Raw genomic sequence first — 22,166 nt, 5'->3', positions numbered from 1 at the left:
TAACAAAAGAATCTAAACCTATAAAGAAAAACGTCTAAAGCTTAGAAAATCTTCAAACCAAGCTTTGATTTCTCCAAATCAAAGGCCGGTTTGTACAAAACAAGCCTTGACATCTGAAAGCCAAGCCTTTATTCGGGGTTTTTAACCTGTCCAAGGAAAGATCTGAATGTAATAAATGAAACTTTTATATCCGTTCAAAAAGAGAAAAAACAAACAAGTTTGAACAGCGACCTTGCGTTAGATGGGAGGTAGAAAACAGATAAAGGAAATCGGTCTCAAATATCCACGGATAGAGTGTAAAAGGATATGCTCTCTACTCCACTCTCTTCAAAAAGAGCCTTGGCAGCATGTACGAGAGTAGCTCCCGTAGTAAGGACATCATCTACAAGAAGTACACGCCTTCCTCGCAGCCGCTCATCTTCCGACTTACAGTAAAACAAATTTTCCATAGCCTGCCATCGCTTCTCTTTGGAACGAGCTGTTTGTGTACCGCCACCGTCATCCCGACGCAGCAAGACCTCGTCTATAAGTTCTATTCCTAATACTTTGGCAAGCCCTTCTGCGATGAAACGAGTCTGATTGTACCCTCTCCTCTTTTTCTTGGAATTAGATGCAGGCACGGGCACGACACAAGAGACATCTCGAAAATAGCCATCTCTTCTCAATCTTTTTCCAAATGCCTCTGCCAAACTTCGGAACAGGAAAGGCTCGTCTCCGTATTTGCCTCTCAAAATAATCTCTTTCTCTGCCGTATCGTCTCTATACAGCATGGAATAAAACATCTCTCCCAAGGGCAGTATACCGGCTACCCGCTCCTCTACCTCGTAGAAAGCTTTGTGCCTTACCGTACCGTGTATTTTGTCCAAACACTCGTTACACAGAGCCGCACTCTCGGTCGCGACATCCAACCTGTCGCCACAGTGAACACAGAAAACAGGGAATATCGTATCCAATACCCCTGTTATGCTACTCCCAATGCTCCTCTTCATCATCCGAAAGATCCAGTTTTTCCAACGCTTTACTCACGGTGGCGGATGGATATCCTTTGGCATACAGCCATCTGTAAAGCTTATTCCGAAGTTCGTAGGAGGATTTTGCCGATGAGATGCGCCCTCTCTGCTGTTGCAGAAGAGCGACTGCTGTTTCGAGCCATTCATTCGGAAAGATTTCCCTCAAAGCGTTATCTATGGTGATTTTATCAATGCCCTTACTTTTAAGTTCCGCAGCAATCCGAACAGGTCCCCACTTGTTAAACCTGTGTTTATCGGAAACAAAGGCAACAGCGTATCTCTCTTCATCTATGTACTTCTCGGTACAGAGTTTTTCTATAATCGAAGAAAGCTGCTCTTCTGCTATACCCGGACTCCATGCTTGTATCTTGTCTCTTAGTTGAGACGTACATTTTTCGCCCAATAAAGAGTACTTTGCCGCCCTGAGAAGAAGGGCATCATACTCTTCGGAAGAAAGCCTGATCTCCTCTTTTTCTCTCCTCATCTGCGCAGGCTTTTTAGTTTTATCAGACAAAACCTGTCTCGTCCGAACATATCCTCTAATACCTCAACCTCTCCTCTTTCTCCACACAGTCTGTGGGCAAAAGCAGCTACATCGTTGGTAAAATCCGTCTCTGTTTCAAATGCAAAAAATCCGTCCTCTTCCAGCTTCGGCATATAAGATTCGAGAATAGCCCTGTAAAAACAGAGAGGATCGCTGTCCGGCACAAAAAGTGCAAGGTGTGGTTCAAAGCCGAGAACATTGTGCTCCATCTCCTTTTCTTTGCTCTGTGGAATATAAGGCGGATTGCTTACGATTCCATATACCTTTCCCTCGGTATCATGTGCTCCGGAAAGAAGATCATGAGAGACTACCCGATACCTCTGCATATCGGCATATCCGTTTGTCCTAAGATTTTCACTTGTAAAAGAGAGAGCCTCCGGAGAGAAATCCACCGCATCCACAAAAGAGGGGAAAGTGAGAGCAGCCAGCGCCACAGCTATACAGCCCGAACCGGAACAGAGGTCTGCATATCGCTTATTCGGTAAAAGCCATCCTCTTGAGTGCAAAAGCGAAACAAGCTCTTCTGTCTCCGGTCTGGGGATAAGTACACCGGTACCAACCTTTATATCAAGCCCAAAGAACTCGACAGAGCCGAAAATATACTGCAAAGGCTCCCCTTGAAGGAGTCTCTCTACAATATCACGGGCTTTCTGTTCTATGCTCTCTTGGTCTATTGTGCTATCTTTGTCCAAAACAATGGAGGGGTACGGCTTTCCTACCAAATACTCCAATATTTGCCGAGCAACGCTCTTTGCCCCCTCTTCACTCCGATACACGGGGAGAAGTTGGGATGTTATGTATCGCACAAAATGCTGTGGGAAAAGAGTATTCATCGTGATGCAAATGTAAGAAAAAAGGATAGGAGAAGATGAATTTGACTTCTGACAAACAAAGTATGTATATGCTACGGGCTGTGGAGATTGCAGAACGAGCAGAGTGGAACAGTGTAAAGGATAACCCCAAAGTGGGGGCTGTGCTTGTGCACAACGGTACCATTATAGGAGAAGGGTATCACCAATATTCAGGGGAAGCTCATGCGGAAGTGATCTGCCTCCGTAGTGTGTCGGAGAAAAACAGAGCCTTGATACCGGAATCCACGTTATACGTGACGCTGGAGCCTTGCTGCCATCATGGGAAAACACCGCCATGCTCCCGGCTTATTATAGACTCAGGGATACGCCACGTGGTTATAGGAGTAGAAGACCCTTTCCCAAAAGTTCAGGGAGGAGGCATCGAGCAGCTCAGATCGCACGGCATCCGTGTGGATATAGATGTCGAAAAAGAGGCTTGTATCCGCTTGGCTCTTCCTTTCTTTGTGAGACAACTCAAAAAAAGACCTTATATAGCACTCAAATGGGCAGAGAGCAGTGACAGATTTATAGATAATCGGACTCCGGATACTCCTGTCCAGCTATCCCCTTGTAAGATATCCACTCCTTTTACTTCTATGCTGGTACATAAAATGAGAGCTGAATTTGAAGCAATTCTCATAGGAAAAGAGACCTTTCTGAAAGACTCCCCACGGCTGGATCTGAGACTTTGGCATGGGAAAGAACCTCGCAAGCTGGTTTGGAGTAGCGATGCAAATCTATTCGACAACCGCCCCGAACACTTTTCATCTAAACGGGATATGTGGTCTCTGTTCTCTGCAGATACTGATTCTCTCCCGAAACAGATAGAAGCTCTTTACGCTCAAGAAGGCATTCGGAGCATCTTGGTGGAAGGAGGACAAAGAGTCTTGGAGGCATTTCTCAAGGCAGATCTTTGGGATGAAATCAGAATAGAGACCTCTGATGTAAGGTTGAAAAAAGGAGTCTTTGCGCCACAAGTTTCTCATCTTGACAAAGAGAAAAAAGAGCAGAGAATCTTGGAAAAAATTGAAGAGATAGATGGACACAAAGTAACACACATGATCCGTCTCCCTTTGTAAAATTATTCTTTGTATCTTTGTCCGGCGTTCCGCTCCCCCCTATTTTGGATATCAACGAGACCGCTCTATGTCTAAAGTAAAGAGAGGGTACAGCAGTAAGTAAAAACATACGAATTGACACAAACTTATTTATCCAAAATTTACATGCTTTTATGAAGAATGTTCTTATTATTGGGTCTACAGGGCAGATAGGTTCTGAACTAACCTTGCATCTGCGAAAACATTATCCTCAAGGAAATATCGTCGCAGGATACATCCCATCTGCTGCTCCGAAAGGAGAATTGTTGGAAAGCGGACCGGCGGAAATCGTAGACATCACTAATGCACAACAGATTGCAGATGTTGTAGAAAAATACAAGATCGACACAATCTATAACCTTGCAGCTCTACTCTCTGCAGTAGCAGAATCTAAACCACAACTGGCTTGGCATATCGGCTTAGGCGGTCTATTCAACACTCTTGAAGTTGCAAGAGAAAAAGGGTGTGCGGTATTTACACCAAGCTCCATAGGAGCATTCGGCCCCGGAACCCCTAAAGACAACACCCCTCAAGATACCATACAAAGACCTCGTACCATGTACGGCGTTACGAAAGTATCCGGAGAGCTTTTAAGCGATTATTACTTCCACCGCTTTGGGGTAGATACTCGCTCTACTCGTTTTCCGGGTCTCATATCCAACGTGGCTCCTCCGGGGGGAGGTACTACAGACTATGCCGTGGACATCTATTACAGTGCTATAAATGAGCGTAAATATACTTGTCCCCTTAAACCGGGCACATTTATGGATATGATGTATATGCCCGATGCTCTTGAAGGTATGGTTCAACTCATGGAAGCAGACCCATCCAAACTGGTACATAGAAACTCTTTTAACATCGCCTCTATGAGCTTTGATCCTGAAGGATTGGCGTCTGCAATCAAAAAGCAGATGCCTGACTTCACGATGGATTACAATATAGACACTCTTCGTCAAGGTATCGCAGATTCTTGGCCAAACTCTCTTGATGACTCTTGTGCAAGAGAAGAGTGGGGATGGAATCCGAAATTCAATCTCGATGCTATGACCAAGGATATGCTTGAAGTACTATCCAAGAGATTCAATAAGCCTATTTAACTTATACCTCAACACCATCTACATGAAGAAAAGATTGATTTTATTGGCAGGTTTTTGCCTGTTTGGATTGAAAACAAACCTAAGTGGTCAAACTCCGGATACACTATATGTCCACTACTCCAATCACGGCACAGCCATGGGGAAAGAGATGCAAACTCTCTGTAAACTATATATAAAACCGGCAGAGAAATTGCCCCAAAATATAGCTCTCTCACTCTCTTTCTTAGACCTGTCCGATACTCCTCTATCCCAAATAGTGGCTTACAGCTCTTCTGTAGACAGGATAAGAGATATAGTAGATTACAAAACTCCGACTCCGATAAAGGCTATGAACAAGCCTTTTACCGGAGGGGGGGGAATATCTCTTAAGTTTAGATTTAAGGATAAACACATAGCCAATAATCTCATCTATCTTACAGCCAAAATAAATCCGAATGCTCCAGAAGGCTCTTTGGTAAAATCCGAAATACGATCTGCCCTGCTTAACGGGAAGCAGATGGTGATAAAGAGTGTAAACGAAAGTGAGAGAAGAGTGTTCAAAGCATACACTACACTTTGGGCTCCGGGGGATTATAATTCAAAGAATTACCGCATCCCGGCAATCATCACCACAAAAAAAGGTACCATCATAGCTATCGCAGATAAGCGAAAAGCAAACATCGTGGATCTTCCGGAAGATATAGACATCGTTGTCAAACGTAGTACAGACAACGGCAATACTTGGAGCGAGCCGATCCTTGTTGCTGAGGGTCAAGGGCGTTTCAAGGGATATGGAGATGCCGCAATCGTCGAGACCAAAAGTGGAAAGCTACTGATGATATACGTAGGTGGTACCGGGCTATGGCAAAGTCGTGCCAATGACCCGAACAGAACTTATATCTCTGAAAGCACAGATGATGGTCTTACATGGTCTGCTCCGAGAGATATTACCTCACAATTATTCGGAGAGGAAAACAGCAACGATATGCGCAAGCATTGGTGGGCTTCTTTCTGTGCATCGGGCAATGGATGTGTCACTCAAAATGGGAGAATACTCTTTGCAGCAGCTGTACGAGAAGGTGAAATGGGCTCTCTAAACAATTATGCTTACTACTCTGATGACGAAGGTCTGACATGGAAAGTATCCGGACCGGCTATGATGGGAGGAGATGAAAGTAAGATTATAGAGCTGAAAGACGGACGACTTCTAATGAGTATAAGAAATAAATTCAGAGGTAACAGATACTATAATATCTCCCGTGATGGAGGTCAGACATGGGGCACTCCGGCTAAATGGTCTGAAATAATAGAGCCTGCTTGTAATGGTGCTATCATGAGATATAAACATGAGTCGAGACCAAATGTAGAGTTTCTTCTACACTCCATACCTTTTGATAAAGGCGCTCGCAAAAATGGTACAATATTCATTTCTAACGATGAAGCAAAGACATGGAAGTGGAATAAGACTATTTTCAAAGGCTCAACGGCATACACAGATCTTGCCATCTTACCGAATGGAGACATAGGATATTTTACAGAAGAGGACGAACCGATCAGTCTTGTTTTTGTCAGACTATCTCCAGAATGGCTTTTTGAGGATGCTATGAAGCAGTAGTTCTCTATCGTTTTTGTTCGATACAATATAATTTAGCATCATCTACATCTTCTTTGTGCTGTAGATGATGCTAATAGTTTCATGGGTTTTGCTAACTTTGTTTAGCATGGACTAAATAAGGTCTTTGATGACGTATGATGAACTACCCTCTTTTGGACAATATAAATACTCCCGGAGATATTAAGCATCTGAAGGAAGAAGAACTCCCTTTACTTTGTGAAGAGATTCGTCTCTTCCTTATAGACACACTAAGCAGAAATCCCGGACACCTTGGAGCAGGACTTGGAGTGGTAGAGCTAACAGTAGCTCTACATTATGTTTATGACACACCTGAAGACAAACTTATTTGGGATGTTGGGCATCAGGCGTATCCTCATAAAGTTTTGACCGGAAGGAAAGACCGCTTCGAAACATTGCGTAAATGGAACGGATTAAGTGGCTTTCCATCTAGAGCAGAGAGTTCTTATGACGCTTTTATTGCAGGACATGCATCTAATTCTATATCCGCAGCGTTGGGGTTTTCCGTTGCGAACAGGCTTTGTGGTAGAAAAGAGAAAGTGGTAGCAATCATTGGTGATGGTTCTATGACCGGAGGGCTTGCCTTTGAAGGAATCAATAATGCATCAAACTCTCCCAATGATCTTCTTATTATTCTGAATGATAATAATATGTCCATAGATCCCAGTACGGGAGGACTAAACAAAGCTTTGGTAGATCTCATCACTAACAAGACCTACAATAAGCTAAGATATACGGCGTACAAAGGGCTATCAAGTATGAACTTGATGGACAAACAGAAAAAGAAAAAGGTCGTAAGATTTCACAACAGTATAAAATCTCTGTTTTCTGAGCATAGAAATCTTTTTAATGGGTTTGATGTGAGATACTTCGGTCCGGTAGATGGACATGATGTGATTTATCTGGTAAAGGTTCTTAGAGACATAAAGGAGTTTTCCGGTCCAAAGCTTTTACATCTTATCACAACGAAAGGAAAAGGTTACAAGCCTGCGGAAGAAAGTCAGGTTGTATGGCATGCCCCGGGTAAGTTTAATAGTAAAAACGGAGAGCGCCTATCCTCATCAAGTGATCATCCTCAACCACCTAGGTATCAAGATGTTTTTGGAGAAACTCTTGTAGAATTAGCTGAAATGGACGAGCGAGTTGTAGGAGTAACTCCTGCAATGGCAACTGGATGCTCTATGACTTTGTTGCAAAAAAGATTTCCGGAAAGGACCTTCGATGTAGGTATAGCAGAAGGACATGCCGTAACTTTTTCTGCGGGTCTTTCTCTATCCGGACTTATTCCGTTCTGCAATATCTACTCTACTTTTTCTCAACGCGCTTATGATAATATTATTCATGATGTAGCCATGCAAAAAGCCCCTGTAATATTCTGCTTCGATCGTGCAGGATTGGTAGGTGAAGATGGTTGTACTCATCATGGACTTTACGATATTGCTTCGCTTCGTACCATTCCGGGACTTGTTCTCTGTTCTCCCAGAAATGAAATGCAACTCCGGAATATGATGTACACAGCATACAAGCATCCGGAGTTCTGCCCCATTGTAATCCGATACCCAAGGGGAAGCGGACATACGATTGAGTGGAAAACACCATTGGAAGAAATGGAGATAGGAAAAGGAGAGAAGTTGAAAGAAGGTAAGGGCATTGCAGTATTGACCTATGGACCTATCGTATGCAATGCAATAGAAGCAATTGACGAAATGCAAAAAAACGGAGAACCAACTCCGGCATTGTACGACATGAAATTTGTAAAACCTCTGGATGATACAATTCTTCGAGAGATACTTTCTGAAGGATACAAAGCTGTGATTACAATTGAAGATGGATCTCGAAAAGGAGGGATAGGAAGTGCGATATTGGAATGGTTTTCAGAATATTCGGAACAAAATCAAAGCATCCCTAAAGTATATATGTTAGGTATTGATGATGAGTTTATCCCTCATGGCAGCGTTCCTGAACAATATGCTTATAGCCAAATAGACACACAAAGTATTCTAAAAAAGATAAAAGCGGTCTACGCCTCTCTTCTATAAAGTTATTTCATTACGTATGAAGATATTTATTACCGGAGCCGGAGAAGTAGGATCACACCTTGCAACTCTACTATCGAGAGAAGATCATGACATCACAATCATGGACTCTGATGCTTCTCGTTTGGAGTTTGCATACGACAATAGTTTGGAAGTACTACCGATACAAGGGAGTCCGACGTCCTTGGCAGATCTCAGAAATGCCGGCATTGCAGGAAGTGATCTCTTCATAAGTGTCACCCCCGAAGAGAGTACAAATATCACAGCAGCCATACTTGCCCATAACCTTGGGGCAAAGAAGACCATGGCTCGGATCAATAACCAGGAGTATCTCGAAGATCCCAATGCCGCTTTCTTCAAAAACCTCGGTGTCGATTACATGGTCTATCCGGAATTGCTTGCAGCCCAAGAGATAGTAGATGGAGTACGTTTACCTTGGACAAGACAATATTGGAGTCTTTCGGAGGGAAGAGTTCAGTTGCTTGCAGTAAAAATGATGCCCGGAGCTCCACTATCGGGTATGTATCTTTCGGAACTCGCGAGTACAGAAAAGTACTTCCACGTTGTCGCCATAAAAAGAAAGCAGGAGACTATTATTCCCAGGGGTAACTCCAAAATAGAAGATGGAGATATTATATTCGTAACCTGCGAAAAGGATAATCTCGATAAAGTAAGGATCTTCTGTGGAAAAGAAAGATCAGAAGTAAGAAAGATCATAATGATGGGAGGCAGTAGAATAGCCATCAAAGCTGTGGAGCTGCTACCATCCAACATCAAAGCAAAAATCATAGACACGGACTATGAAAAGTGTAAGCAGATGGCAAAACGCGTTCCATCCAATACCATGATTATCCATGGAGACGGAAGAGATCCTCAACTTTTGCAAGCGGAGGGTATAGAGGATGCCCAATGTTTTGCAGCACTTACCGGTAATTCCGAAACCAATCTTCTGGCAACATTGGCTGCTAAACGGATGGGAGTGTATCGTTCTATTGCCCGGATAGAGAACATCGACTACCTCTCTATTGCAGAACAGATGGAGATAGGGATCCTTATAAATAAGAAGCTAATTGCTGTAGGAAGTATATACAGACATCTCCTCAATGTGGATGTAAATAACGTAAAGTGTCTGGCTATTGCCAATGCCGATGTTGTGGAACTGGTAGCAAAACCGGGGTCCAAGATAACCTCCAAACAGATCAAAGATTTGAAGCTCCCCAACGAAATAAGTCTTGGAGCTCTCATTAGAGATGGGAAAATGCAGCTTGTGGAAGGATCTACCGTAATACAACCCAATGATGTAGTCCTTGCATTCTGTCTTGGACACTCCTTAATAAAGTTGAGACACTTCTTCTCCTAACAAAGAATCTATGCATCTGTTCGATAACATCAGACGGAAAGTGAACTACCGCTTCGTTGCCCGAATGTTGGGATTTCTCTGTTTATTAGAAATTCCCTTTCTAATCCTCTCTCTATCGGTAGGACTCTTTTACGACAAGTCTATCGTATGGAGTTTTCTCTCAGCCATTGTTGCGATGGCTGCAGTGGGAGGGACTCTTCTTGTTGCAGGCAGGGAGGCAAAACACTACAAGTCCGGGAGAAAAGAAGCGATGCTGACCGTTTCCCTTGCATGGGTTACCCTGTCTCTTTTGGGTATGCTTCCATATATTATCAGTGGGTACATTCCCAATCCGGCGGATGCTTTCTTTGAGACGATGTCCGGATTCACCACGACAGGAGCGACCATATTGGACAATATAGAAGCTCTACCAAAAGGGCTGTTACTTTGGCGCAGCATCACTCAATGGCAGGGAGGTATAGGTATTGTTGTCTTTGCTTTGGCTCTTTTACCTGTCTTCGGAGGATCAGGCTCTTTGGTCTACAACTGCGAGGCAAGCGGAGTTCTCCACGAGAAGTTCATGCCGAGAGCCGGCATCATGGCAAAGAAAGTTACCAACATTTACCTCATCCTGACCTTTGCGTGCGTTCTTCTCTTTTGGATTGGACCGATGGACCTGTTTGACGCTGTCTGCCATGCTCTCACTTGTGTGTGCTCCGGAGGATTTTCCACTCGGACGGACTCTCTGTCGTACTACAACTCCGCCTATACGGATGTCGTGGCGATGTTATTCATGTTTCTTGCCGCGACAAACTTCTCTCTCATCTATTTTGCCTTTACAGGGAAGCCCAAGAAGCTCATACAGGACACGGAGTTCAGATGGTTTCTCTCCATTGTGGTTATTGTAGGGTTTGCCTCTTCGGTCTGGATCTATATGAAAGGAATCATTGACGCTCCTCTGGAAGCTCTCAGGCACGGATTCTTTCAAGTCATCAGCCTCATTTCCACTACGGGCTACTACACGGTAGATTATGACGGCTGGCTCTCGTTCTTTGCTCTGCTCGCGCTCTGTATCATGTTTGTTGCGGGCTGTACCGGCTCCACGAGTGGGGGGCTCAAGGTCGGTCGCTTTCTCATTCTTGTCAAGAACCTACTCAACGAGATACGCAAGCGGACTCATCCCAATGCGGTATTGCCGGTAAGAGCCGACAATATCGTGATTCCGACAAGATTTGTGGGTCAGGTAGGCACTTTTTTCTTCGCCTATTCGATGCTCATCTTGCTCTGTATTTTATTTCTCACCGTTGAAGGGATAAAGCTCGACAGTGCTGTCTCCGTGGCTGTTGCGTGTATCTCCAACAGCGGTCCGGCGTTAGAGTCTTTCGGGCCTACGGAGAGCTACGCTGCTTTAGGCTCTGTTTCCAAGATCGTGATGTCTTTGATGATGATGATCGGTCGCTTGGAGATTTTCACTGTTTTGGCAGTCTTTCACGGTGGTTTTTGGAAGGACTGAAGTTTTATTCTCATCTCATCAGACAACACACATATATGGGATTCAATATTGCTATCGTAGGAACCGGATACGTCGGGCTGGTGACAGCCGCCTGCTTTGCCGAAATGGGAGTCCACGTACACTGCGTGGATATTGACGAAGAGAAGATCTCCAACCTCAAGCAGGGTATCATCCCCATCTACGAGCCGGGGCTGGATGTAATGGTTCAGCGCAACATCGAAGACAAGAGGCTCTTCTTCCACACCTCGTTGGCATCCTGCATCGAAGAGGTCGATGTCATATTCACGGCTGTGGGCACACCTTCGGGTTCCGACGGCAATGCGGATCTCTCTGCCGTGTATGCGGTGGCGAAGGAGATCGGGCAGCATCTATGCAGATATGCTCTCATCGTGGGGAAGAGCACGGTGCCGGTCGGTACGGCAAAGAGGGTGAAAGAGATCATACAGGCGGAGCTGGATCTGCGCCGGGCGGATATTCCTTTCGACGTCGCCTCGAACCCGGAATTTCTCAAAGAGGGCAGCGCGATAAAAGACTTCACAAGCCCGGACAGAGTGATCGTCGGAGTGGATTCGGAGCGAGCCAAAGAGATCATGACACAGCTGTACAGACCCTTTCTGCTGAACAACTTCCGCGTCATTTTCATGGACATCGCCTCCGCGGAGCTTACCAAGTACGCCTCCAACGCGATGCTGGCGACCCGAATCAGCTTCATGAACGAGATGGCAAACTTGTGCGAACTCTTGGGTGCGGACATCGAAGCCGTCCGCCGAGGCATGGGTGCAGACAAGCGCATCGGCACGGCATTTCTATACCCCGGCTGCGGATACGGCGGCAGCTGTTTTCCAAAAGACGTCCGAGCCATCAGGCAGACCGCGCTGGAGCACGGAATGGATCTTACCATACTTAAAGCCGTGGACGATGTGAACAACAGGCAGAAAGAAGTAATCGTGGAGAAGCTGCTCCGCCACTATGGCGACACCCTTCGGGACAAGACCGTTGCGGTCTGGGGGCTATCTTTCAAGCCCGAAACGGACGATATGCGGGAAGCCACTTCCGTCGTCGTCATTGCCCGACTTCTCGCTCTCGGCGTGCGTATCCGTGTGTACGATCCGGTCGCCATTCCCGAAGCCCGAAAGCACTTCGGCAGCCGCGTAGAGTATGCCGACAGTCTCTACTCCGCCTCCGAAAAAGCGGATGCGATACTACTCCTGACCGAGTGGAAACAGTTCAGAATGCCTCTGTGGCAGCGCATCATTTCGTCCATGAAACCGAATCCCGTTCTAATAGATGGCAGAAACATCTACAACAAAACGGAGCTCGAACAAGCAGGACTCATCTACTACGGCATAGGCAAATCTTAGCAGCGGTGCGTCCTGTGGCGATGCGCCATGCCGAGAGGCAGTGAACGCCATCGCCATCCGCCCATGCTTCCTCCCCTCGAAAGCCGGTACCACTCCCCTCCCCAAGAGAGACACCCCGTCACCGGAAAGCCATCATGTACTGATAAGAAAGAGATTTTTTGCAGACAGCTTCAGAGACGAGCTCTCGGAAGTGAGGTTTTGGGTGCGTTTCCGGGCACGAAACCGGGTCCGAATCTCGAAAGCAAAACAGCAAAAAAAGTACCCTGCAAGGGTCTCAAAACCCGCCACAATTTCCATCTCCGTATCTTGCTCATATAGAGGGAAATAAACCTTCTTCCGTAAAGGTCTGAATTTTTGTACCTACGGAAATTTTTTTTCTTACCTACGAAAAATTTTTTTCTTACCTACGGAAATTTTTTTTCTTACCTACGAAAAATTTTTTTCTTACCTACGAAAATATTTTTCCTTACCTACGAAAAATTTTTTTCTTACCTACGAAAATTTTTTTTCTTACCTACGAAAATTTTTTTTCTTACCTACGAAAATATTTTTTCTTACCTACGAAAATATTTTTTCTTACCTACGAAAATTTTTTTTCGTGCGCACGGAAATTTTTTTTCATGCGCACGGAAATTTTTTTTCGTGCGCACGGAAATTTTTTTTCATGCGCACAGAAATTTTTTTTCGTGCGCACGTAAATTTTTTTTCGTGCGCACGTAAATTTTTTTTCGTGCGCACAGAATTTTTTTTTTCGTGCGCACAGAATTTTTTTTCGTGCCACTCTCAGGTTCCCGTTTTGGCAACACAAAAAAAGCAGTGCCGGCACTTATCGTACCGGCACTGCCTGCTTTTGTCTGAGATGTTTTATACTCCGTCCCTTCGGGATGAGCTATTATCAATCACCGGATTCGAGGTGTACCTTCCACCCCTTGTTCTCGGCTATCTTCTTGTGGCACGTGTCTGTGCCCGGATTGCCATAGAGGATGTTCTTATCTCCGTCTTGCTCCAAAGCGATGCGCGTTGCGATGCCATCCTGTGGCATGAAGGCCGGGAAGAGAGCCTTTGGATATACGCTTCTCATATTCCTCGGTTCTTTTATTTTATCACAGATCCACTATTTCAAGATCTGAAATATTTCCTTTTCCCTCTCTGGCTGCTTTCTCCAGTTTTGCTTTATAAATTTCCACTTCTGCCTGAAGCTCCGTACAGTCCCACAAAAGCTTCTCTGCAAGTTTCTTCAACTCCTTATATTCATGTTCGTGAAGAGTATCTTTCTTTGCTTCAATTGCTTGAGAGAGGGTGCTGATCTCATTTTGCAAGTTTCCTATCTTCTCCAAAAGCGGTGTGAGCAGCTTGAGTTTTTCATTTACGGTTTTATCGGACTTCTTGATACTGTCAAATTCCGTCCTTGCCGATTCGATATTTTGCTCAATCTGTTTCGCCTTATCTCTAAGTTCTTTGTACTCATCGGTGATCTTGCTCTTGACCGTAACCTCGCAAGTAGCAGTTTTGCCACCATCTTCCGTAGTGGCGGTGATGACTACTTTACCCGGTTTATGTGTGGTTACGCGACCTTGATCGTTTACGGAAGCGATGTCGGAAGCCGAGCTGCTCCAGATTACTGTTTTATTATCAGCATCAGCAGGAAGCACGGTGGCAAAAATAATGAAGCTCTCGCCCTCGATGATGGTCTTCTTGGTCGGATTGACCGTAATGCCGGTTACTTTTACCTCTTTCTTATTAACGGTAACCTGACAAGTGGCTGTCTTGCCTCCTTCCACCGTAGTGGCTGTGATAGTCGCGTTACCCGGTTTATGTGTCGTTACACGTCCTTGATCATTTACGGAAGCGATGTCGGAAGCCGAGCTGCTCCAAGTAACCGCCTTATTGTCCGCATCGGCAGGAAGCACGGTGGCTGTGATGACAAACGTTTCCCCCTCTTTTACACTCTTCGCTGTCGGAGAAACGGTAATGCCTGTTACAAGAACAGGCTTGCGGCGAACGGTTACCTTACAAGTGGCTGTCTTGCCGCCATCCACAGATGTGGCTGTGATGATCGCAATGCCCTCTTTGTGAGTGGTTACTTCCCCTTTGTCATCAACGGAAGCAACGTCCGACTTGTTTGAACTAAACGTTACAGCCTTATTCGGTACATCTGCAGGGGTAAACGTAACTTGGAGTTTGAATTTCTCCCCTGCCTCCACACTCTTTTCGGTAGGAGAAACGGTAATGCCTTCCACCACCTTAATCAGTGTTACTTTTACCTCCTGACCATAAGTAGTACCAACGGAGTTCGTTGCATACGCACGAGCATAGTAGATTTTACCCGGAGTAAGGTTGCTGACGCTCACCTTGAAGCTCCCGGTACCCTGACCTCCGGAGACTTTATCATTGGAAACAGTAGGAGCAGAACTCATGGCATAACAGACACCGCGATCCGTAACTGCCGCTCCTCCATCTGCGGTAACATTTCCCTCGCAGTCGAAACTTGTTGTGGTAACAGCCGAAACCGCTCCGGTAGAAACCGTAGGTGCTTTTGCAGGCTCTTTCTGTTCTTTCTTACATCCCATAACAGACAGGGATACAACTAATAAAAGAAATAGTACTCTTTTCATAATCATAATTTTTATTGTTCTTGATTTGATAGTCAACTCTAAAAACGCATAATACCCAAGAATAATCCAACCTATATCCGGGGTATGGTTCTCATTTATTCCCTATATATCGCAAAAATACAAATATTCAAAGAAAGAGCTCCATTTTTGGGATAAATGCTAAAACAAAAAGAGATGATAGTTCATAAAACTCTCAATAAATACTTTTAGTTTCTCATATCAAGCGCAGAATGCTGCAAGTCATGGCTTGCTTGTCTTAAATCACGCTTCGATCTGCACCAATCACGGCTTGGTTTATACCTCTAAACCTAATAAGCTCAATCTAAGAAAGTGTTTATCACATCTTTCATACAGGTTCAAACCAACAATTCGGCAGGGCAATATCAATGGTATAAGATAAAAAGAAGAGAGTCTCCGAACTTTCGCTCGGAAACTCTCTATTTGTCAGAAACGATCTTTACGGGAAAGTCTGTTCCTCAATAAACAATCGTTGTATTATTTCTCAAAATGAATGTGTTCCGGATTAGATCACACCTTGTTGAATCATTGCTTCTGCAACCTTCATGAAACCTGCGATGTTGGCACCCTTAACATAGTTGATATAACCGTCTTTTTCGGTACCATACTTCACACATTGCTCATGAATGTCGTTCATGATTGCCTTAAGTCTTACATCGACCTCTTCGTTAGACCAAGACAAGTGCATTGCGTTTTGAGTCATTTCAAGACCGGAAGTAGAAACACCACCTGCATTAACAGCCTTACCAGGACCAAAGAGAATCTTCTTTTCTACAAATAGTTCTGCCGCTTCTGCTGTACAACCCATGTTAGATACTTCACATACACAAAGAGTGTTGTTTGCGATCAACTGTTGAGCATCTTCAAGGTTAAGCTCGTTTTGTGTAGCACAAGGAAGAGCAATATCCACCTTTTGTCCCCAAGGCTTTTGACCCTTGAAGAACTCTACACCAAACTTCTTAGCGTATGGTTCTACGATGTCGTTACCACTATTGCGAAGATCCAACATGTATTCGATCTTTTCACCGGAGATTCCGTTTGGATCGTAAACGTATCCGTCAGGACCGGAGATTGTAACAACCTTAGCACCGAGCTCGTCCAACTTCTTGGCAGCACCCCAAGCTACGTTACCGAAACCTGAAAGAGCTACAGTCTTACCTGCCAACTTGTGGCCATGTGTTTCCAAAACCTGGTTAAGGAAATAGATTGCACCGAAACCTGTGGACTCCGGTCTGAGGTTAGATCCACCGAATGTAAGACCCTTACCGGTAAATGTACCATGATGTTGGTGAGAAAGCTTCTTGTACATTCCGTACATATAGCCTACTTCACGACCACCAACGCCGATATCACCTGCAGGAACATCTTCATCAGGACCGATGTTTCTCCAAAGTTCTGTCATGAAAGACTGGCAGAAACGCATAATTTCCGCATCAGAACGACCTTTTGGAGAGAAGTCGGCGCCACCTTTACCTCCACCCATAGGAAGGGTAGTAAGAGCATTCTTAAATGTTTGCTCGAAACCAAGGAACTTAAGGATGGACAAGTTCACAGATGGATGGAAACGGATACCTCCCTTATAAGGGCCGATTGCGTTGTTGAACTGTACACGATAACCGATGTTCACATGTACCTTACCTTCATCATCTACCCAGGGCACTCTGAAAGTGTAAACTCTGTCGGGTTCTACAATGCGGTCGATAATGTTGTGCTTTTCAAACTCAGGGTGTTGGTTGTACACCTCTTCAATAGATTGTAGCACTTCCTTTACTGCCTGAAGAAATTCTTTTTCTCCGGGATGTCTTTTCTCGAGTCTTTCGAGGACTTCGTGGATTTTCATTACAATGTAATTTTAATAAAGTGAAAATATAAACACTTAATTAGGTAATAACCTTAATTATCTTACTCCGCAAATTTAGTACTTAATACTTTCAAAACAAACGAAATCGGAGAAAAAAATAGCTTTTATATGAAAAAGAGATTGACACAGGAAGAAAAAACTGTGTCAATCTCTTTTTATCTTATCTGAAAGCTCAGATATATAGCTCTAAAACTCTACCTTTAATCTACGGGGTGATACTCCACAAAGGCTTCGATAGCCTCATAAGAAGCCAAGCCCAAACGAGAGTAAAGATCTGCCGTTGCACGGTTGCGCTCTTCTGCACGTTGCCAGAAAAGTCTCTCGTCATTACCTAAGAAGGGAGCACTCTCCATTTGAGACTGATGCTTTAGAATAGAGTTTCTCTTGAAACGAACTTCTTCGGGGCTCATCGGGACAGCCATCTCGATGTGGTCTATCTCCCACTCTGCCCATGCTCCTCTGTACATCCAGACCTTACATTCCTGATACCACTCTTCATGTTTCACCTGATCTATTGCAGCCAGGATGGCATCCAAGCAGACTTTATGCGTGCCATGAGGATCCGCCAAGTCTCCTGCCACAAACATCTGATGAGGTTTCACTTTGCAGATCAGCTCTTTTATAATATCGACATCGGCTTGTGTCAAGTCTCCTTTTTTGATAGCTCCTGTTTCATAGAATGGCAGATCCAAAAAGTGTACATGATCATCCTGCTCAATTCCGACAAAACGACACGCTGTTCTTGCTTCTTCTCTACGAATGGTTCCCTTCATGAAACGGACTTCCGGAGTCTCTATGGAGCCTTCTTTCTTTTCATTCAAGAGATAGTTGCGAATATCCAATGCTCTTTTCATTACAGGAGAGTCTTCCTGTCCCAAATGTTCGCAAACATTTCTTAGGTAGGATACATACCTTATAACTTCTTCATCCCCCACAGCAATATTACCGGATGTCTGATAAGCAACGTGAACATCGTGTCCCTGCACAACCAATCGGCGGAATGTTCCTCCCATGGAAATAACATCATCGTCGGGGTGAGGACTAAATACAATCACTCGCTTAGGATACGGCGTTGCACGCTCAGGTCTGTTAGAGTCATCGGCATTAGGTTTACCACCGGGCCAACCGGTTATGGTATGCTGAATATCGTTGAATATCTTGATATTGACATTGTATGCCGAGCCGAACTTGGTTATAAGTTCATTGAGCCCATGTTCTGCATAGTCCTTGTTGGTCAGCTTCAAGATCGGTTTTCCGGTAAGATCACAGAGCCATACGATAGCACGACGAATAAGTTTGTCGTCCCAATCACAAGAAGTAACCAACCATGGGTGGCTGATTCGTGTAAGTTGAGAAGCAGCTTGAAGATCTACCAAAACTTTCGCTTGAGGTATCATTTGAAGCTGAGATGCCGGCAGAAGGACACTGCAATCCCCTTCCACGGTCTCTTTTATTATCTTCGCCTTATCCTCTCCGAGAGCCAAAAGATATATCTTCTTAGCCTTAAAAATAACGGACAATCCTGCTGTGATAGCGGTTTGAGGAACTGCATCAAGAGCATTGAATGTTGTCATTGCCTCTTCTCGTGAAGTCTTATCCAAAGTTACAAGCCTTGTAATGGATGTACTCATCGCTCCGGGCATATTCAGGGCAATAGTACCTTCTCTGCCGATACCCAATATTACAAGGTCTATACCTCCGAGGTCTGCTATCTCCTGTTCGTATCTGCGGCTCTCTTTCTCTGTGCTCTCGGAAACAGAGAATGTGTCTATTGCGTGCAGATTGCCATTAGGCATATCGACATGGGCAACAAACTCTTCTCTTATTCTTGCCGAAACTCCTTGATGAACATCCGTAAGAGGATAAAATTCGTAAAGGGGGAAAATATGCAGGTTAGACAGACTTATGCCCTCTTCCTTGTGGTATTTCACAAGAAGTTCAAAGACATTGGATGGAGTATCTCCTCCCGAAACTGCAAGCACGTACGACTTGGACTTCGATTGTGCCTGCTTCAACTCTTTTACGATAGCCTTTGCGATAACCTCCGCTGCATCACCGGCTGCAGGGAAAATCTGTGTCGGAATCTTTTCGTATCGTGTGAGCAGAGACTGCTCGTAGGCATTGGTTGGCTTGTAATATCTCTCCGGAATATGCGTTAATGCAATCTTAGAGCTTAAATTGTACCTCATATCTTTATTCTATGTTTTTATATTACGACCTTCGTTGTTAATCTATATTGACCCACCGAACCAAAGAAAAGTCCATCTTATGAGGAAGGGCAGGATGTGTGGGAAGTAGTCGAACCGCCAGCTTGTGATGTCCCGGGTTTTCGGCTTCTTTTCTGATTCTATAGTGTACTTTACTTCCATTCTGCTCGACGATCTCCAGTGGTGTAACCTCTTCCAATAGAAGTTTATTCGCATCTTCCTTATCCGCCTTTACTTCTATCAGCTCAGCAAGAAGATCTCCGGCAATATCTTTTTTATCAATGTAGAGATTTACCTCAAGCATTTCTCCCACGGTTAGAGAATGATCTCCGGTACGATCATGAACGATCATACTACAATTCTCAACTTCTACCTGATCCCATTTTTCAGCAACGTCTATCTTCCACTCTACCAACTCTTTTGCAATCTTACCGGAGTCGGCAGAAATAAGTTTGAACCGCTTTGCAAGAGGATTATAAAAACGCTCGATATAATCTTGCAGCATACGCCTCATTGTATAGTGAGGCAAGATGTAGTTCATGCTGTTCTTAATCCACTGTATCCACTCATCCGAGTACTCTTTTCCCTCTGCTCTATTATAATAGAGAGGTATGAGCTCTTCCTCAAGAATGTGGTATATGGTAGCAGCATCCAGCTGATCCTGATGGTGCTGATTTTGGAATGTCTTCTTATCGGTCAATGCCCAACCCGCCTTTTCGCGGTAGCCTTCGAACCACCATCCGTCAAGGACAGAGAAGTTCAGCACACCGTTCATAAGAGCTTTCATTCCCGAAGTACCGGAAGCTTCCAAAGGTCTTGTAGGAGTATTCAGCCAGACATCCACTCCTGCAATCAGCATAGAAGCAACCTGCATGTCATAGTTTTCCAAAAACAAAATCTTACCAGAAAATTCGGGTTTCTTGGAAATATCAACGATATGCTTTATCAATCCTTGTCCTCCTCCATCTGCGGGGTGAGCTTTTCCCGTGTATATGAATTGTACAGGTCGATCACTGTTATTGACAATTTTTGAAAGCCTTTCTAAGTCTGTAAAGAGCAGATGCGCCCTCTTGTATGTCGCGAATCTTCTACCAAAACCGATCAGTAAAGCTTTTGGATTGATGCTATTTATAAGATCCACAGCCTTTGATGGATCTCCATTATTGCGCACCCAGTTGTCTCCGTAATGTTTTTGAATATAACGGATGAACTTTTGCTTTAGCTCTGTTCGTACTTTCCAAATCTCTTCATTATCTACATCTTGAATCTTATTCCAAACACTTTCTTGCTCTTGTGTATGACAGATATCAGATGAGATTTTTTCTTCTATAAATGTTTTCCACTCCGGTTGTGTCCATGTTGGAAGGTGTACACCGTTGGTAACATATCCCACATGAAGTTCTTTTGCAAAAAATCCTTTCCAAACAGGAGCGAACATCTCTTGAGAAACTTTCCCGTGAAGGAAGCTTACACCATTGGCTTCCTGACAAGTGTTGAGAGCAAAGACACTCATGGAGAATTTTTCTCCCGAACCGGGATTTTCTCGTCCCATATCCACAAGTTCATGGAATGATATACCGAGTCTGTCGGCAAAACGCCCCATATATTTACCAAAGAGAGACTCATCAAAATAATCGTGTCCGGCAGGTACGGGAGTATGTACCGTATAAAGAGAAGATGCTCTCACAAGCTCCAATGCCTGAAGGAATGTAAGGCCATCCCTTTCTATATGGTTGGCTAAGCGTTCTGCATTGATGAGGGCAGCATGTCCTTCGTTACAATGGTAAATATCTTTCTTTATGCCTAAACGATTGAGAAGTTCTATACCGCCTATACCAAGAAGATACTCCTGACGCATACGATTTTCCCAATCTCCACCATAAAGCTGATGAGTGATTGTCCTATCCCATTCGTTATTTTCTTGAATGTCTGTATCTAAAAGGTAGAGTGTTACACGACCTACTGCAACCGACCAAACGTTAGCCATCAACATGTGATCCAAGAATGGAATGGATATCTGAACTTGTCTACCGTTTTCGTCAAATAGTTGTGTTATCGGAAGTGCTTCAAAATCCTGTGGTTTATATACTGCAACCTGCTGACCGTCGGATGTTATCGTTTGATCAAAGTAGCCAAAACGATATAAAAATCCGACTGCGACCAGATCTATATTGGTATCGCTTGCCTCTTTGAGATAGTCTCCGGCTAAAACACCCAAACCTCCGCTATATATCTTAAGTATGTTAGTAAGACCATACTCCATGCTAAAATAAGCCACAGATGGTTTGGTATTATCGGGCTTTTCGTCAATGTATGCTCTAAACTTCTCATAAATATCTGCTATACGAGCTTGTAGAGCAGAGTCCTCCATCACCTCCTCTATTTTAGACTGAGATAAAGATTGTAAAAGCTTTACAGGATTACCAAAGTTTTCATGCCAAACAGATGGATTGAGACTCTTGAAAAGAGCTTTCGCTTCGGGATTCCAGACCCACCATAAATTGTGAGCAATTTCGTCTAACTTAGAAAGAGACTCCGGCATTTTAGAGCTTGTAAACAAGTCTTTCCACGCAGGAGCATTACATCTTTTGTTAATTATCATACTTATTTTTATCGGATATTTTATTTACAATAGTTGCGTCTATATCAGCACAGATCCCAAGACATGAATAATTCTATCTTAAAACCTCTCATCTTATGTGTTTACAACAGCGCAAACTTACAAATTTATATCGGTGTACACAAAAATATTCAATCCTAAACCGGCTCCTCCTCATATCTTTTTGGGGAGGTTGTGTTCAAGTCGTCTCAAAGAAAGAATCTAACAACAATTCTCGCTTTGTAACAAGAAAATATCACGGATAAATACTCTGATGAGAGTAATTATTCTCTTTAGCCAAATACATTTATAATGTGCTTCTGCTCTTCTTAGATTTTCACAACTCACCATTTAGTCGTAATTTTGTATCTTATTAAACACTGAAAGGAGCCTCCCATAATTTAAT

The 22,166-nt window shown here is 44.0% G+C and carries 15 protein-coding genes; 7 read left to right on the top strand and 8 right to left on the bottom strand.

Annotated elements, in window-relative coordinates:
* Window positions 1–275 precede the first annotated feature (275 nt).
* From HQ43_RS01510 to HQ43_RS01500, 3 genes are read right to left on the bottom strand one after another with little or no spacing between them, the layout of a single operon-like run.
* Complete coding sequence (locus HQ43_RS01510) at window positions 276–992, bottom strand: ComF family protein (RefSeq protein ID WP_081964508.1); 717 nt, start codon at window positions 990–992, stop codon at window positions 276–278.
* A complete protein-coding gene (locus HQ43_RS01505; protein ID WP_052102999.1) occupies window positions 967–1,494 on the bottom strand; it encodes a regulatory protein RecX in 528 nt (175 codons plus the stop codon). The genes HQ43_RS01510 and HQ43_RS01505 overlap by 26 nt, the downstream gene beginning before the upstream one ends.
* Complete coding sequence (locus HQ43_RS01500) at window positions 1,491–2,387, bottom strand: N5-glutamine methyltransferase family protein (RefSeq protein ID WP_052102998.1); 897 nt, start codon at window positions 2,385–2,387, stop codon at window positions 1,491–1,493. Before HQ43_RS01500 ends, HQ43_RS01505 begins: the two co-directional genes overlap by 4 nt.
* A 35-nt stretch (window positions 2,388–2,422) precedes the next feature.
* Between HQ43_RS01500 and ribD the strand changes: the two genes are divergently transcribed.
* The 7 genes from ribD (at window position 2,423) to HQ43_RS01465 (ending at window position 12,460) form a co-directional block, all read left to right on the top strand.
* Complete coding sequence (ribD, locus tag HQ43_RS01495; protein ID WP_036788799.1) at window positions 2,423–3,484, top strand: bifunctional diaminohydroxyphosphoribosylaminopyrimidine deaminase/5-amino-6-(5-phosphoribosylamino)uracil reductase RibD; 1,062 nt, start codon at window positions 2,423–2,425, stop codon at window positions 3,482–3,484.
* A 152-nt stretch (window positions 3,485–3,636) separates the two neighbouring features.
* Window positions 3,637–4,599, top strand: a complete 963-nt coding sequence (locus HQ43_RS01490) for an NAD-dependent epimerase/dehydratase family protein (RefSeq protein ID WP_036788797.1) — start codon at window positions 3,637–3,639, stop codon at window positions 4,597–4,599.
* A 22-nt stretch (window positions 4,600–4,621) separates the two neighbouring features.
* Window positions 4,622–6,193, top strand: a complete 1,572-nt coding sequence (locus HQ43_RS01485; protein ID WP_036788795.1) for a sialidase family protein — start codon at window positions 4,622–4,624, stop codon at window positions 6,191–6,193.
* Window positions 6,194–6,327: 134 nt separating this feature from the next.
* Window positions 6,328–8,250 (top strand): 1-deoxy-D-xylulose-5-phosphate synthase, encoded by a 1,923-nt coding sequence (gene dxs / locus HQ43_RS01480; protein WP_036788793.1) that lies wholly within the window; start codon window positions 6,328–6,330, stop codon window positions 8,248–8,250.
* Window positions 8,251–8,266: 16 nt separating this feature from the next.
* The gene (trkA, locus tag HQ43_RS01475; RefSeq protein ID WP_036788791.1) at window positions 8,267–9,607 is read left to right on the top strand and encodes a Trk system potassium transporter TrkA; all 1,341 of its coding nucleotides are present in this window, start codon (window positions 8,267–8,269) and stop codon (window positions 9,605–9,607) included.
* 10 nt (window positions 9,608–9,617) lie between these two features.
* Window positions 9,618–11,099, top strand: a complete 1,482-nt coding sequence (locus tag HQ43_RS01470; protein ID WP_036788789.1) for a TrkH family potassium uptake protein — start codon at window positions 9,618–9,620, stop codon at window positions 11,097–11,099.
* A gap of 35 nt (window positions 11,100–11,134) precedes the next feature.
* Window positions 11,135–12,460 carry a UDP-glucose dehydrogenase family protein gene (locus HQ43_RS01465; protein WP_036789060.1) on the top strand — a complete coding sequence of 442 codons (1,326 nt, stop codon included), beginning with the start codon at window positions 11,135–11,137 and terminating at the stop codon, window positions 12,458–12,460.
* 895 nt (window positions 12,461–13,355) lie between these two features.
* Here the strand turns inward: HQ43_RS01465 and HQ43_RS01455 are convergent.
* From HQ43_RS01455 to glgP, 5 genes are all read right to left on the bottom strand, one after another.
* Window positions 13,356–13,541 carry a hypothetical protein gene (locus tag HQ43_RS01455; RefSeq protein WP_036788783.1) on the bottom strand — a complete coding sequence of 62 codons (186 nt, stop codon included), beginning with the start codon at window positions 13,539–13,541 and terminating at the stop codon, window positions 13,356–13,358.
* 22 nt (window positions 13,542–13,563) lie between these two features.
* Window positions 13,564–15,075, bottom strand: coding sequence for an Ig-like domain-containing protein (locus HQ43_RS09385; protein WP_161785865.1), 1,512 nt, complete (start codon window positions 15,073–15,075; stop codon window positions 13,564–13,566).
* A gap of 523 nt (window positions 15,076–15,598) precedes the next feature.
* Window positions 15,599–16,933, bottom strand: coding sequence for an NADP-specific glutamate dehydrogenase (gene gdhA / locus HQ43_RS01445; protein ID WP_036788781.1), 1,335 nt, complete (start codon window positions 16,931–16,933; stop codon window positions 15,599–15,601).
* A gap of 221 nt (window positions 16,934–17,154) precedes the next feature.
* Window positions 17,155–19,143 (bottom strand): glucosamine-6-phosphate deaminase, encoded by a 1,989-nt coding sequence (locus HQ43_RS01440; protein ID WP_036788779.1) that lies wholly within the window; start codon window positions 19,141–19,143, stop codon window positions 17,155–17,157.
* A 37-nt stretch (window positions 19,144–19,180) separates the two neighbouring features.
* Window positions 19,181–21,763, bottom strand: a complete 2,583-nt coding sequence (glgP, locus tag HQ43_RS01435) for an alpha-glucan family phosphorylase (protein ID WP_036788777.1) — start codon at window positions 21,761–21,763, stop codon at window positions 19,181–19,183.
* Between the last annotated feature and the right edge of the window lie 403 nt (window positions 21,764–22,166).

Source organism: Porphyromonas canoris (assembly GCF_000769115.1).
GTDB classification, from domain to species: Bacteria; Bacteroidota; Bacteroidia; order Bacteroidales; family Porphyromonadaceae; genus Porphyromonas_A; species Porphyromonas_A canoris.
The sequence above is the reverse complement of the archived record's forward strand: the minus strand, read 5'-3'. Positions and strand labels throughout refer to the sequence as shown.